13 protein-coding genes are annotated in these 14129 nt (G+C 35.0%); 5 read left to right on the top strand and 8 right to left on the bottom strand.

Annotation, left to right across the window (positions count from 1 at the left end; genetic code table 11):
* Positions 1 to 5 precede the first annotated feature (5 nt).
* Entirely contained in the window at positions 6 to 677 is a 672-nt protein-coding gene (locus C8C87_RS09070) for a lysoplasmalogenase (RefSeq protein WP_121342373.1), read from the top strand.
* A 44-nt stretch (positions 678 to 721) separates the two neighbouring features.
* Here C8C87_RS09070 and C8C87_RS09075 read toward each other — a convergent pair whose 3' ends face one another.
* Both C8C87_RS09075 and C8C87_RS09080 read right to left on the bottom strand, forming a co-directional pair.
* The gene (locus tag C8C87_RS09075) at positions 722 to 1138 is read right to left on the bottom strand and encodes a DUF6691 family protein (RefSeq protein ID WP_099715066.1); all 417 of its coding nucleotides are present in this window, start codon (positions 1136 to 1138) and stop codon (positions 722 to 724) included.
* A 45-nt stretch (positions 1139 to 1183) separates the two neighbouring features.
* Positions 1184 to 1744: a YeeE/YedE family protein gene (locus tag C8C87_RS09080; protein WP_121343337.1), complete on the bottom strand. Its 561-nt coding sequence runs from the start codon at positions 1742 to 1744 to the stop codon at positions 1184 to 1186.
* 194 nt (positions 1745 to 1938) lie between these two features.
* Here C8C87_RS09080 and C8C87_RS09085 point away from each other — a divergent pair, with 194 nt between their 5' ends.
* The 4 genes from C8C87_RS09085 (at position 1939) to C8C87_RS09100 (ending at position 5620) form a co-directional block, all read left to right on the top strand.
* Positions 1939 to 2388, top strand: a complete 450-nt coding sequence (locus tag C8C87_RS09085; RefSeq protein WP_121342374.1) for a 2-dehydro-3-deoxyphosphooctonate aldolase — start codon at positions 1939 to 1941, stop codon at positions 2386 to 2388.
* A gap of 211 nt (positions 2389 to 2599) precedes the next feature.
* A complete protein-coding gene (gene kdsA, locus C8C87_RS09090; RefSeq protein ID WP_099715060.1) occupies positions 2600 to 3418 on the top strand; it encodes a 3-deoxy-8-phosphooctulonate synthase in 819 nt (272 codons plus the stop codon).
* 18 nt (positions 3419 to 3436) lie between these two features.
* Positions 3437 to 4282 (top strand): autotransporter domain-containing protein, encoded by an 846-nt coding sequence (locus tag C8C87_RS09095; protein WP_121342375.1) that lies wholly within the window; start codon positions 3437 to 3439, stop codon positions 4280 to 4282.
* A gap of 246 nt (positions 4283 to 4528) precedes the next feature.
* Complete coding sequence (locus C8C87_RS09100; protein ID WP_121342376.1) at positions 4529 to 5620, top strand: PAS domain-containing sensor histidine kinase; 1092 nt, start codon at positions 4529 to 4531, stop codon at positions 5618 to 5620.
* A 39-nt stretch (positions 5621 to 5659) separates the two neighbouring features.
* Here C8C87_RS09100 and C8C87_RS09105 read toward each other — a convergent pair whose 3' ends face one another.
* The 6 genes from C8C87_RS09105 to C8C87_RS09130 all read right to left on the bottom strand — a co-directional run bounded on the left by C8C87_RS09105 (position 5660) and on the right by C8C87_RS09130 (position 14126).
* Positions 5660 to 7039: a M28 family peptidase gene (locus C8C87_RS09105; RefSeq protein ID WP_121342377.1), complete on the bottom strand. Its 1380-nt coding sequence runs from the start codon at positions 7037 to 7039 to the stop codon at positions 5660 to 5662.
* 237 nt (positions 7040 to 7276) lie between these two features.
* The gene (gene bglX / locus C8C87_RS09110) at positions 7277 to 9577 is read right to left on the bottom strand and encodes a beta-glucosidase BglX (RefSeq protein ID WP_121343338.1); all 2301 of its coding nucleotides are present in this window, start codon (positions 9575 to 9577) and stop codon (positions 7277 to 7279) included.
* The gene (locus tag C8C87_RS09115) at positions 9567 to 10280 is read right to left on the bottom strand and encodes a prolyl oligopeptidase family serine peptidase (protein WP_121342378.1); all 714 of its coding nucleotides are present in this window, start codon (positions 10278 to 10280) and stop codon (positions 9567 to 9569) included. The genes bglX and C8C87_RS09115 overlap by 11 nt, the downstream gene beginning before the upstream one ends.
* 12 nt (positions 10281 to 10292) lie before the next feature.
* Positions 10293 to 11678 (bottom strand): glucoamylase family protein, encoded by a 1386-nt coding sequence (locus tag C8C87_RS09120; protein WP_121342379.1) that lies wholly within the window; start codon positions 11676 to 11678, stop codon positions 10293 to 10295.
* A 73-nt stretch (positions 11679 to 11751) separates the two neighbouring features.
* The gene (locus tag C8C87_RS09125) at positions 11752 to 12654 is read right to left on the bottom strand and encodes a LamG-like jellyroll fold domain-containing protein (protein ID WP_121342380.1); all 903 of its coding nucleotides are present in this window, start codon (positions 12652 to 12654) and stop codon (positions 11752 to 11754) included.
* Between the two features lie 17 nt (positions 12655 to 12671).
* A complete protein-coding gene (locus tag C8C87_RS09130) occupies positions 12672 to 14126 on the bottom strand; it encodes a RagB/SusD family nutrient uptake outer membrane protein (protein ID WP_121342381.1) in 1455 nt (484 codons plus the stop codon).
* Positions 14127 to 14129 lie beyond the last annotated feature (3 nt).

The raw sequence follows: 14129 nt of genomic DNA on the forward strand, positions 1-14129 counted from the left end.
AACATATGAAAAGCGATATAATATTAAAGAGTTTTATTGGATTTAGTCTTTTTTATCTTTCGTTTCTATTATTTGGGAATGAAAATACAGTTTGGTTTTTGAAACCCTACTTATTGCCATTTCTAATTCTCGCGGTTTATTTTCATGAAAGGTTTGTTACCAAAAAAATTCTTTTAACGGCTTTGACTTTGTCATGGATAGGCGATATTATTTTGATGTTTGCTGACAAAGGAGAATTGTATTTTATAGCAGGATTGATTGCTTTTCTTCTATCACATATTTCCTATATCATACTGTTCAGCAAACAATTAAAGATTTATTTAAAGAAAAGTAAAATCATTTTCTGGGTAGGAGTTACAGGAATTGCCTTTTATTTAATAGTAATGATGTTGATTTTACTGCCAAGTCTGGGAGACTTAAAAATTCCTGTTTTTGTTTATGCCTTGACTATTTCAATTATGCTGTTATTTGCATTGAAAGGCTTTTTAAACTGGCAAAAACCTGCCAACATCTATATTTTAATTGGCGCTATTATTTTTGTAGCTTCAGATAGTATTTTGGCGTTTGACAAATTCTATACTCCGTTGCAATACAGCTCATTCCTGATTATGGCAACCTACTTAACCGCACAATACTTGATTGTTACCGGTATTTTAAAATTAAACAAAAAAAAGTAGCATTTTCATAAGAGAATGCTACTTTGATAACCGATGTATTTCGATTAATGAGGTAATTTATTTTTTAATAATCCATATAAATAAGTTCCCAAGAGAGCTCCGAAAAGCACTATCAGAACGGTCCAAAAACCGGCTCCAAGCAAAATAAATATAGGACCCGGGCAAGAACCAACCAATGCCCAACCCAATCCAAAAAATAAACCGCCAATCCAGTAGCGAGCAGATCCTTTTTCTTTATCCGGAATTTCAATCGATTCTCCTTTGATGTCTTTTATATTGTTTCGTTTTATGATTTGAATACCAATAATTCCTGTCAAGATAGCCACAGTAATAATTCCGTACATGTGAAATGACTGAAATTGGAACATTTCATAAATGCGATACCAAGAAACTGCTTCAGATTTAGTCAGTACAATTCCGAAAACAAATCCAACCAACAGATATTTTATTATATTTTTCATGCTTTTGCTTTTAATGTTAAGTTCATTCTGATTGCCTTACAATTCTTATTTTACAATTAATGGCAATAAAAAATGCGCCATTATCAATCCACCAATGAAAAACCCTATAACCGCTTTCAAAGAAGGAATTTGTAAATTACTCAAACCTGAAATAGCATGTCCTGATGTGCAACCACCAGCATAACGAGAACCAAAACCTATCAAAACGCCACCAATAAGCAGTATAAAAATACTTTTTGGAGATTCTAAAATAAATATCCCAAAAAGAGCATCCGGCATTAGTTTTCCGTTTGGAGCTTCAATACCAAGTTGTGCTAATTGAGTAATTGTTTTAGGATTAATAGCCACATTTGAAGCATCTCCCATAAAATGAACGGCAACAAAACCGCCTAACATAGCTCCAAGAACGACTACTAAATTCCAGCGTTGTGCTTTCCAATCAAAATCAAAAAAGGCTACTCGTTTTCCTAAACCAGCCATTGAACAGAGCGAGCGTAAATTAGAAGACATCCCGAAAGACTTCCCGAAATAAATCAAAGAAAGCATAATCATACCAATCAAAAACCCAGAAATATACCAGGACCATGTTTGAAAAATAATATCCATATTGTTTTTTTGTGCAAAGATAAGAAGCATTTTACGAGATTTTGGAAGAAATGCGACATTCGGTTAAAAAGTGCTAATCCAAATTATTACGGGAACTCGCATTAAGGTCTAAAGTTCTGTTTATATTTGTATTATTTAAATTACATGGTATTGTAATTGCTATATAAATTTCACCTGATAAATTTACACTGAACATGAACAAATCAATCTTTTTTATTGCTTTACTAATCGGAATGGCTTCCTGCTCAACTACACAATCTACTTTGAAAAACACCGATGATAACGCGCCAAACCTTACTCTTTCAAAAGACAATACTTTTGTGATTACTGAGTACAGTAAAGACAAAAAATATGGCTATGACAAAGATTATCCCATCAATATTTTCTTTAACAACACCAAAAATGAAACCATCAACCAGCAACGTTTTTTTAATGCTCTTGCCGGACCGAATGGAGAAGCCATAACCTATACGAAATTAGAAAACTGTTGTCCGTTTCCAACAAAAAGAAGCGAATTAGGTGCCGGTTTTTTGGATGTTTATGAAGTAAAGTGGGAAGGTCAGAAAAAACCCGTTACGCTATACGTGAACATTTACGAAAAAGGAATATTGATGGTTCCTGTGGGACTTTCATTGAAAAAATAATAGCTTTAGAATCCCAAAATATCCTTGCAAACCAATCCCCTAGCCCTGATGGTCTCGAAGCGTCGGGAGAAATCCTACCGTTTTTTCGGGAGATTGCAACGTACAGCGGGAAAAAGCTCCTAATAAAACGTTAATCCAAGAAATTATTTGCAAATCATAAATAGTAAATCGCAAATCATAACTACCTTTGCATCTTTAAAAAATTCATATTATGAACCTACAACATATTCCACAAATTAAATATACTGACAGTGGTAATTTCTTTCTGCTAGCTGGTCCTTGTGCCATTGAAGGTGAAGAAATGGCAATGCGAATTGCCGAAAAACTAGTTGGTATTACTGATAATTTACAAATTCCTTTCGTTTTTAAGGGATCATTCAAGAAAGCTAACCGTTCTAGAATTGACAGTTTTTCAGGAATTGGTGACGAAAAAGCATTGAAAATCCTTAGAAAAGTTTCTGAAACATTTAAAGTTCCTACTGTTACTGATATTCATACGAATGAAGATGCGGATATGGCTGCTCAATATGTAGATGTGCTGCAAATCCCCGCTTTTTTAGTGCGCCAAACCGATTTAGTAGTGGCTGCTGCCAATACCGGAAAAGTGGTAAACTTGAAAAAAGGACAATTTATGAGTCCGGAAAGCATGAAACATGCGGTTCAAAAAGTATTGGATTGTAATAATGAAAACGTAATGGTTACGGATAGAGGAACAATGTTTGGCTACCAAGACATGATTGTTGATTTTAGAGGAATTCCTACTATGCAACAATACGCTACAACTGTTCTTGATGTTACACACTCATTGCAACAACCCAACCAAACCGCTGGTGTAACTGGAGGAAGACCAGATATGATTGAAACCATTGCAAAAGCTGGTATTGCTGTAGGTGTGGATGGAATTTTTATAGAAACTCATTTTGATCCTGCTAATGCAAAAAGCGATGGGGCAAATATGTTGCATTTAGATTACTTTGAATCATTAATGACCAAGTTAGTTGCCATCAGAAAAACAATAAATACATTTTAAATTTAGGCCCCAAATTCATTGAAACATTTTTTTTTATTTTCAGCATTCCTAATTATACTATTTACTAATACTACAATTGCACAGGAAAAAACAGTAATACAAGATCGATACACCAGTCATAATAAAGGGAAATTTTTTATTTCATGGGGAGGAAACAGAGATAGTTATACTAAATCTGACATCACTTTTCGTGGAAAAGACTATAACTTTACTCTGGATAATGTACAAGCGCATGACAAACCAAAAGGATGGCATGTTGATTATCTGAATCCAGCAAGGATGACTATTCCCCAAACTAATTTAAAATTGGGGTACTTTATAAATGATCATTATAGTGTTGCAATAGGCGTTGACCACATGAAATATGTGATGACACAAGATAAGGCCGTAAATATTGATGGTTATTATCCTAATCCGGGATCATATGATGAATTGTTACCTAACGATCAGGTGCTTTTGACAGAAGAATTTTTAACTTTTGAGCATACCGATGGTTTAAATTATGTACACACTGAATTTTCAAGACACGATGATATTTCCTCTATTTTTAAAATTGGAAATACAGACAAAATTCAAGTTAATTTAACGGAAGGAGTTGGTTTTGGTCTTTTATATCCAAAAACAAACACAAAATTATTGGGTAAAGAACGTCATGATGATTTTCATGTTTCGGGTTATGGAACTTCTTTGAAAGCAGGTTTGAACATAACTTTTTTCAAACATTTTTACCTTCAAGGAGAACTTAAAGGCGGTTATATCAATATGCAGGATATACGAACTACAACAAGCTCAGAAGATACTGCATCACAGGACTTTTTCTTCTTTCAAAGAATTATTGCTGTGGGGGGAATATTCAAAATATAATAGCACACAAATAATAAAAAACAAGGCTGCCTGTAAATTGACAGCCTCGTTTTGTTTAGTCTAATTTTTTATTTTAATGAATTAGATGCTTCAATTTTAATTATAAATTTGTTTCTTGCATCGCTTTTATTATAAGTATTTATTAGCTAAATTTGAATATTAAGTTTTTTCCAAAAGAACAAAAGTAAAGAATTCATAAAATTTGTATTTGCCCAAAATCCGAATGATAAGTAACCTCTAAAATCAATGACTGTAAAAAAAAGTAATCCTGATTCAGAAGGGATCTATCACTTTGATAATTTTTTTAATATCTCCGCTGATTTTATTTGTATTGCAGGATTTGATGGCTTTTTCAAGAGAATAAATCCCGCTGTTTCAAAATTATTAGGCTTTTCTGAAGAGGAATTATACGCTAGACCTATAAGTAGTTTTGTTTATACTCCAGACCTTAAAATTACAATCGAAACCAGAGAGCAAGTATATAAAAACAAGCCCCTTTTAAATTTCGAAAATCGGTATTTAACGAAAAGCGGAGAGATTGTTTGGCTATCTTGGACATCTATGCCTGTTGAATCCGAAAAATTAGTGTATGCGATTGCCAAGAACATCACTCACAAAAAGAAAGTAGAAGAAGAGCGCAATTTACTTCTTGCAAATCTTACACAAATCAACAAGGAACTTACTGTTTTATCACACAAAACTTCCCATGATTTAAAGTCACCTATCAATAATATGCTTTCGGTTTTTAGTCTTATTGATGTTTCTAAAATCAATGATCCGGAAACACTGGAATTGATTAATATTCTTAAATTAACCAGTGAAAATTTAAAAGAAACATTAAACGAATCTATCGATGAATTGGTAGAAAACGAGAATATAAATACTCAAATTGAAGAAATAAATTTAACCGAATCACTTGCTGAAGTCCTTGCATCCATAAATTCCTTGGTAAGCGATTCAAAAGCAATTATTAATGTTGACTTTTCAGCTTTTGAGAATGTTACTTTCAACAAGGCCTACATTAAAAGTATTTTTCTGAATCTACTAACCAATTCCATTAAATATTCAAAACCACATCAAGTACCAGTAATTAGTATTCAATCTAGAAAAAATAATGGCGTGAACCAATTAATTTTTTCTGATAATGGGTTAGGTTTTGATATGGATAAAGTGAAAGATAAGATTTTTGGTTTATATGAAAAATTTCACAGTAACGTGGACAGCAACGGTATAGGATTGTATCTAGTTTACAATCACATTACAAGTTTAGGTGGCCGAATAGCGGTAGAGAGCAAAATAAATGAAGGTGCTACATTCACTATTTCCTTCAAATATTGAAAAAAATAGCCTATAGCACCTTCACAAATTAGGGTGTTTTTATTTTACAATTCCATTCTGATCTATCAAATACATTAGTGAAGCCATAGTTGCCGCTCCTAATTCTAATTCTCTTTTATTGATAGCATCAAAAGTATCATTTGCAGCATGATGGTAATCAAAATAACGTTGTGAATCTGGTTGTAATCCGGCTTTTACGATATGATTTGATTTCAATGGACCAATGTCAACACCAGAATGTCCTTTTACAAATTTATGAACTAAATACGGTTCGAATAAAGTTGCCCAACTACTGATTTTATTGAAATTTGCTTCATCAGCATCAATTGAAAAACCTCTTGGTGAAAATCCTCCTGAATCACTTTCTAAAGCAAAAATATGGTTCTCTTTGTTTTTGTTGGATTGATCTTCGTACTCTTTTCCGCCGCGGACACCGTTTTCTTCATTCATGAACAATACCACACGAAGCGTATTTTTAGGTTTATATCCTATATTTTTAAAGATATTCAATACTTCCATACTTTGCACACATCCAGCGCCATCGTCATGAGATCCGTCCCCTAAATCCCAGGAATCAAGATGTCCTCCAACGACCATTATTCTATCTGGATGTTCAGAACCCGTTATTTCTCCCACAACATTATAAGACAAAACATCATCAAATGTCTGACACGATTGTTTTAAATAGAATGGAGCGTTTGGTTTTTCTTTTAAACTTTTACTTAAAAGTTCAGCCCCATTTGTACTAATAGCAGCAGCCGGAATTCGTTGTTCTTTTGAAATTTCTCCATAATTGGTTCCTCCGGTATGTGGCAAATCATCCAATCGTAAATTCATCGATCTCACAATTACGGCTAATGCACCCAGTTTTCCCGCTTCTCTTGCTCCTGATGATCTTTGGTCTACACAACTGCCGTATGCTTTGAAAGTTTCAATAAATTCAGGGTTCATAGGTCTGTTAAAAAAGATTATTTTCCCTTTTACTTTTTCTTCCCCTAATGCTGTTAATTCCTCTATACTTTTTACTTCAATTACAGTCGCTTGTACTCCTTTTTTGGGAGTGGCAACAGAGCCGCCGAGCGCGCATATTGGAAAACTGATTTTTTGATTTCCAAATTGTAAATACGCAATTTCTTTTTCGCCCCTAACCCATTTTGGCACCATCACTTCCTGAAGATATACTTTATCTAATCCGAGTGTTTCTAATTGTGCTTTGGTATACAAAACTGCTTTTTCGGCTCCGGTTGTACCCGATAATCGAGAGCCAATTTTATTGGATAAATGTTCTAGCCAAGGATAACATTTGGCATTGGTTAAGGATGATTTATAAATTTCCTTCAGGGTTTGTTCTTCTTTAGTTTGTGCAAAAAGAACAATTCCGTTAAGGAATAGTGCAACACATAAAATTGATTTTCTCATAATTTAATTCGGTGATGGTTTGAATTTTTCGGTTTCAATAGGAACGGCAATTTCGTGATTCTTAACGAATATTTGATACCACATTCAAAAAAAATCTTGCAAATTATTTTTTCTGAATTTATAAAAAACAAATAAAGCCATTAATCTTCGTGACGTTTTTATAAACACACTTTTTTATAAAAAAAACCCCTCGATATAAATACCGAAGGGCTGATCATAAATAAACAAACCAAACATTTACTTAATCAACACAAAATCAACTTTATTGTCAGTGCTGGAATCCGTGCCTACAAAAACTTGAAAAGCACCCGGTTCAGCAATAAATTGTAAATCAGAATTATAAAATTTTAATTCTTCAACAGAAATTTCGAAAGTTACTGTTCGTTTTTCTCCTTTTTTAATGGATACTTTTTGGAATCCTTTCAATTCTTTTAAAGGTCTTGTAACCGATCCTACTAAATCTCTTATGTACAATTGAACTACTTCTTTCCCGTCAAAATTTCCAGTATTTGTAACGTCAACGCTAACCATTACTTTTTCATTGAAGCTCATTTTATTGGATGAAATTTTCAAGTTTGAATAGCCAAAAGTGGTATAACTCAATCCAAAACCAAAAGGATATAAAGGTTCATTTCTTTCATCAATATAATTCGATCTGAATTTTTCGAATTTCCCTTCCTTGTTCGCAAGTGGTCTTCCGGTATTTTTTTGATTGTAATAAATCGGCACTTGTCCTACGCTTCTTGGAAATGTAGCTGTTAATTTTCCGGAAGGATTTTCATTTCCAAACAAAACGTCAGCGATTGAAGCTCCTGCTTCGCTTCCTGCAAACCAAGTATTCAATATTGCTGGAACAGTTTTATGTTCCTGAACTAATACCAATGGACGGCCTGTAAACAAAACCAAAACAACTGGTTTTCCTGTTTTCAACAATGCTTGTAATAAGTCTTTTTGAGCTTGTGGAATCTCCAAATTAGTTCGGCTGCTGCTTTCTCCTGACATTTCTGCTGATTCCCCTAAAGCTGCAACAATTACATCCGATTGATTGGCTATTTTCAAGGCTTCCGCCAATAATTCCTCGGTAGTTCTGCTATCACGGTGCAATGTTTTTCCAAACATAGTTGCTTTTTCCTCGAAAGCAGCATCATAATCCAGATTACTTCCTTTGGCGTAAAGCACTTTTGTAGCATCACCGGCAACTTCTTTGATTCCTGCTATTAATGAAATGGATTTATCCATATTAGTAGCCACACTCCAAGTACCCGCCATATTTTCTTTGGCATCAGCCAATGGGCCAATAACAGCAACTGTTCCTGATTTTTTCAGCGGAAGCAGCTGATTGTTATTTTTCAATAAAACCAAAGATTGCGCTGAAATAGCTCTAGCTTCTGCTCTGTGGTTTTTTGTAAAAACCTCCGTTTTAGCTCTTTTTTCATCACAATATTTATACGGATCATGAAACAATCCCAAATCATATTTGGCATTCAAAATAAGACGAGCCGCATTATCAATTTGTTCGATACTCACTTTTCCTTCCTCCAATGATTTCTTCAAAGTAGTAAGGAAACCTTCACCCACCATATCCATTTCAATTCCGGCATTTAATGCCAAAGCTGATACCGTTTGTAAGTCCCCCATTCCGTGTTCTATCATTTCAGGAATCCCTGTAAAATCAGTCACTACAAAACCATTGAAACCCCATTGTTTTCTCAATACATCAGTCATTAACCATTTGTTTCCGGTAGCGGGAATTCCATCAATTTCATTGAAAGACGCCATAACCGAACCAACTCCGGCATCAATAGCGGCTTTGTAAGGAGGAAAATAATCGTTGTACATTTTTATTCGGCTCATATCAACCGTGTTGTAATCACGTCCTGCATCTGGCGCACCATACAAAGCAAAATGTTTCACACATGATAAAATGGTATTGTTCTTCGACAAATCATTTTGTTGATATCCATTGACCATTGCTTTTGCAATTTGGCTTCCCAAAAATGGATCTTCACCCGAACCTTCTGAAACTCTTCCCCAGCGTGGATCACGAGAAATATCAACCATAGGTGAAAAAGTCCAGTTGATTCCATCGGCACTGGCTTCCTGTGCTGCAATTTGAGCACTTCTTTCAATTAATTTCATGTCCCAAGTACAAGACAATCCAAGCGGAATTGGAAAGGTTGTTTCATACCCGTGAATCACATCCATTCCAAAAAGCAACGGAATCTTCAATCGGCTTTTTTCTACAGCAATTTTCTGTACTTCTTTTATTTTCTGAACTGATTTGATGTTGAATAAACCACCCACTTTACCTTCTTCGATATTCTTCGCCACATTAGAACTACTGGCAGCACCAGTTGTAATATCACCAGAAGTTGGCAAATTCAATTGGCCAATTTTCTCTTCCAAAGTCATTTTCGAAAGTAACTCAGCTACAAATTCGGTTTTGGGTTTGATTGTAACTGCCTTTTTAGTTGTCTTTTTTTGGCTGTAGCCAAAAAGTGAAAAGCCAATAAGGAATATAATAAGTTTAATTTTCATTTTGTCTGTTTTTTGTTTGTTTGAACATCCAATCATAAATTTCTTGGTTGTCATATACTCTTGTCCAACTATCGTGATTTGCATCATCAAAAATCGTTAGCGCCACATTTGTATTACAGGTTTTCAATTTTTTATACATCGCAATCGAATACTCTACATTCACGACATCATCCAGTAATCCATGGAAAATCCGAGTTGGAATGGCTGCGATTTTACAGTTTTCTATCATCGGAATTCTATCCACATATCCGGCAATAGGAACTAATGCGGCAAAGGTTTCAGGATGTGCAAAAACTAGATTCCAAGCGCCCCAAGCACCCATACTAAGACCTGTAAGATAAACTCTGTTGCTATCTATATTATTCTCTTTTTGAATTTTTAAAATCAAACGATAGAGCACTTCTTCATTCCAATATTCATTCTCAGGACATTGCGGTGCCAGAACATACGCATCTAAGTCGTGACTTTTCAAATACTTGAATGGCCCATGCGCTTTTACTTTTTCGATATCGGTTCCTTTTTCACCAGAACCATGAAGAAAAACAATCAGCGGTTTTTTCTCTTTGGCATTTTTTGGAATATGCAAAGCAAAAGTTAATTCGCGTTTTTGCACGATTTCGGTTTTTATTGTACCAATTTCATCCTTTTGGGCAAGAGAAACAATGGAAAATAATAACGTGACTATTGCTAATTTACATTTCATCTAAAATTTATTTTAAAATCCATATTGAGTGGACGAAAAACCTAATGTTTTCAAACCCACTTTTACTTCTGGTGCCTGCATAAATAATTTCCAAATCAATCCCGTACGATGATTTTCAATCATGGGAACAATTGTACCTTGATCAATGGCTAAATAACGTGGAGTCACCCAATTATAATGAGGCGAAAAGGCATCATAAGGTCCTGCAATCCCAATTAAAGAGCTCTTTTTTTCATCATACAAATAATGCAAAAATTTCATGCTTTCCGCAGGTGTAAAAGGGAATGAGGATAAAGCTGCCGTAGGCGAAATTACTCCCGTATCATTCAACGGTTGATGTGCCGTATATCCTGTAGTACCATCGGGATTTCTGGTGTAACTAGCTGTTAATCCCCAACATTTATCGGAATAACCTGCCCATTGTTTTGGATTGGCAATACAATATTGATTGATGATTTTAGAATGGTTCTGTGTCACTGTCCAATAATTTGCATACGCATCTGTCAATCCTCGAGGATCCATTCCCAAGTAAGAATATTGTGCCCAAAACAAAGGCCCAACATTTCCTGTAGCCCCGTTATAATTAAAAATTACCGGTATTCCATATTGAGAACTTCCATTTGCAATTGCACCGTTACGAGCCCAAGCTTGATGATACGCTGCTGCTGGAATTGGATGTGTTGGAGAAGCTGCACCCATAACATAAGTAATCAAACATTCGTTGTAACCTTCTAATTTAAAATTCATTTCCCAACCATAGTTAGGAGACCAGTGCCAATACATGGCATTTTCACCTTTTGTGTACCAATCCCACTCTACACCTTTCCACAAATTATCTGCTTTGGCAGCAAGCGCTTTTTCTGCTGTATTTCCGTTTTTAAAATATTCTCTAACGGTTAACAATCCTTGGCATAAAAAAGAAGTTTCAACAATATCCCCACCATTATCTTTTGTTCCAAAAGGGATTACTTTTCCTGTTGTTCCGTTTATCCAATGTGGCCATGCACCATGAAAACGTTCTGCATTTTCTAAAAAAGTCATTGCTGTTGTAAGTCGGGAAACGGCTTCGGCTCTTGGTACAAAACCTCGTTCCACACCTACAATAAGTGTCATTAAACCAAATCCTGAACCTCCAGTTGTAATAATATTAGCTTCAAAACTAGGATCTTCAGTAAGGTAACGTTCCCGTGCCAATTTTGAATTGGTTTCGGCATATTCCCAAAAATATTTGATAGCATCTTTTTGGACTTGATCCATAGCTTCCGTATCAGTTAAAGGAACTGTGGGCACTGTCGGACTAGTTGGCAATGGAGTTCCGCCACCCTTCCCTTCAGGAGATGATGAGGAACAAGAAATAAAAAGATTTAAAAAAATTAGTCCGTATAAGTACTTTTTCATTTTTATAAAATAAAAGTATTAATAATTGAAAAAACACCTAGTTTATGGAAAACTAGGTGTGTAAGAGTGCTTTTTATCTGTTGTCTTTTTCTAATTTAAATAAAGCGACAACTTCATTATCAGAAAGAGCTGCATTATATATTCTGAATTCATCCATCATACCGGTATAATTCAACATCCAACCATCCGGAGCACCCCATGGAGTACCTAAATGTTGTTGAAATCCTCCAATAATGAATTTTGAAACATTCGAATTGGCAAGATCCCCATAACCAACACCTCCGGTAAGAGGATCACTTGCATATCTCTTAGAGATTGAAGCGGGTAAATCAAGCTTTTGTCCATCAATGTACATGCTATAAGTAGAACTAGCTCCACTATAAGTCCATACTACGTGTTTCCATTTTCCAAACATATTCGTTAAAACATTTGTGCCTCCATGCTCAATAAACTGACCAGACCATGCAATACTTGGCATTACATCTTTTTGAACGTGATTTTTCACTAACATTGTTGTTGCTGGACCTGTACCTTCAATTAATGAGAAAATATTTCCCCAGAAATCAGTTGTTTTTGGCAACATAAATAATGACTGCGCTCCTCCTGTGTGTGGATTTGTATTAATCCACATAGAAACGGTAATGCTTTTTACATCGACCAAAGAACTCGCTACTGCATTGTAAGCAATAAAAGAACTTGAAGATCCTTTATAAGCCATTCCTTTGATTCCGTTTCCATAAGTTACATTTGTACCTACCCCACCAGTTATTCCATTTTTTGAATCTGCAATACTGTTCTCAAAACTAAATTTAGTAACCAAATTAGCGGCAGCAACATCATCTGAACTTTCATACCCGCCAATTGCTTCATAAGCAATTGGGGTATTAACTTTATCTATACTATCCTCGTTACAGCTCACAAAAAACTGTGAAGCTAAAACAGAAGCAAATAAGAAAATATATTTATTTTTTTTCATTTTACTGTTTTTTTAAATTAATAACCAGGATTTTGTGTTGACAATCCACCTGCTTGTATAATGAAAGCCTGTGGCAATGGAAACAATTCATGTTTGCCTGCAACAAATGTTTTTCCATCAATAGCAAAAGCAGCTACAGCTTGTCCTGTACGTACTAAATCAAAGAATCTATCATGCTCAAATGCCATTTCTACTCTTCTTTCTTTCCAAATTGCAGTTTTTACATCTCCTTGAGAAACAGCAGTTGTGTTCCCTAATCCAGCTCTTGTTCTAATTTGATTCAACAAAAGAATCGCAGCAGGAGTTTGATTCAATTCATTAAGTGCTTCGGCTTTCATTAATAACACCTCAGCATATCTCAAATATTTGATATTCACATCGGTTTCCCAACCATCTGTAAAAGCAGAAGAATATGCTTTATAGTTGTATCTTGGATTTTCAACAGTCAATGGTACTACTCTACCATCGTATAATGTAGTTCCTGCAAAAATGATTGTTGCATTTTTTCTGACATCACCAGCTTCATAAGCATTTACTAAACTTTGAGATGGTGTGTTGAAACCCCAGCCCCAACCACCGGCACCACGAGCACCTTGCGTATTAGAATATCCAGAAATCCCTTTGGCTGGCACAGAACCTGTACCTTGTATTTCAAAGATAGATTCGGCATCATTCTCTCCTGCCAATTTATACATAGAAGCATAATCTGAAACGATAGCATATCCTGTAACCAGGTTACAGTTGTCCACTACTTTCTGCCAGTTTTTTTGGTATAAATTTATTTTTGCCAATAAAGCGTAGGCAGCTCCTTTTGAAGCTCTTCCTTTTTCAGATGCCGCATATTCTGATTTGTTTGGCAATACCGCAATAGCATCATTCAAATCACTTTCGATATAAGCATATACTTCGGCACTTGTTTTACGCGTTAATTGCATAATTCTATCTTCTTCTGAAGAAGGATTTGGTAAATGATCGATAATTGGAACACCACCATAGGTTTTCACCAAAGTGAAATACATAAAAGCTCTCAAAAACTTAGCTTCTCCCAATAATCTTGCTCGTAAAGCAGGATCTGCTTTATCTAATTGCGGGATAATACTTAATGCTTGATTACATCTGTTAATTCCTTCGTAATTAGCTGCAAAAATCTCACTTGTAGATGGCGTTGAAGCGTTATAGGTTAAGGCATCCATTAAATCTTTATCTGAACCTGTATCTCCTGGAGACGATCCTTTGTCAGCATCATCAGAAGCAATACTTGACAACCCAATCCAAGAAAATGAAGTCATGTTCCAATCTAAAAACTTACTGTAGATTGCTGTTACAAAAGTGGCTGCTCCTGCATCATTATTGAATAATTCAATGTCTTTTGTAGAAATAGATTCTGTTTGATCCACATCTAAATAGTCGTTTGAACATCCCGAGAAAAAGTATGCGGATAGCGCAAAAATTGATATATATATCTTTTTCATTGT

It is taken from the genome of Flavobacterium sp. 120 (genome assembly GCF_003633605.1).
Classification (GTDB): domain Bacteria; phylum Bacteroidota; class Bacteroidia; order Flavobacteriales; family Flavobacteriaceae; genus Flavobacterium; species Flavobacterium algoritolerans.

Bases quoted from the DNA above. Each gene is read 5' to 3' on its own strand.
- C8C87_RS09070 (WP_121342373.1), top strand. From the start codon at position 6: ATGAAAAGCGATATAATATTAAAGAGTTTTATTGGATTTAGTCTTTTT.
- C8C87_RS09075 (WP_099715066.1), bottom strand. From the start codon at position 1,138: ATGAAAAATATAATAAAATATCTGTTGGTTGGATTTGTTTTCGGAATT.
- C8C87_RS09080 (WP_121343337.1), bottom strand. From the start codon at position 1,744: ATGGATATTATTTTTCAAACATGGTCCTGGTATATTTCTGGGTTTTTG.
- C8C87_RS09085 (WP_121342374.1), top strand. From the start codon at position 1,939: ATGAACAAATCAATCTTTTTTATTGCTTTACTAATCGGAATGGCTTCC.
- kdsA (WP_099715060.1), top strand. From the start codon at position 2,600: ATGAACCTACAACATATTCCACAAATTAAATATACTGACAGTGGTAAT.
- C8C87_RS09100 (WP_121342376.1), top strand. From the start codon at position 4,529: ATGACTGTAAAAAAAAGTAATCCTGATTCAGAAGGGATCTATCACTTT.
- C8C87_RS09105 (WP_121342377.1), bottom strand. From the start codon at position 7,039: ATGAGAAAATCAATTTTATGTGTTGCACTATTCCTTAACGGAATTGTT.
- bglX (WP_121343338.1), bottom strand. From the start codon at position 9,577: ATGAAAATTAAACTTATTATATTCCTTATTGGCTTTTCACTTTTTGGC.
- C8C87_RS09115 (WP_121342378.1), bottom strand. From the start codon at position 10,280: ATGAAATGTAAATTAGCAATAGTCACGTTATTATTTTCCATTGTTTCT.
- C8C87_RS09120 (WP_121342379.1), bottom strand. From the start codon at position 11,678: ATGAAAAAGTACTTATACGGACTAATTTTTTTAAATCTTTTTATTTCT.
- C8C87_RS09125 (WP_121342380.1), bottom strand. From the start codon at position 12,654: ATGAAAAAAAATAAATATATTTTCTTATTTGCTTCTGTTTTAGCTTCA.
- C8C87_RS09130 (WP_121342381.1), bottom strand. From the start codon at position 14,126: ATGAAAAAGATATATATATCAATTTTTGCGCTATCCGCATACTTTTTC.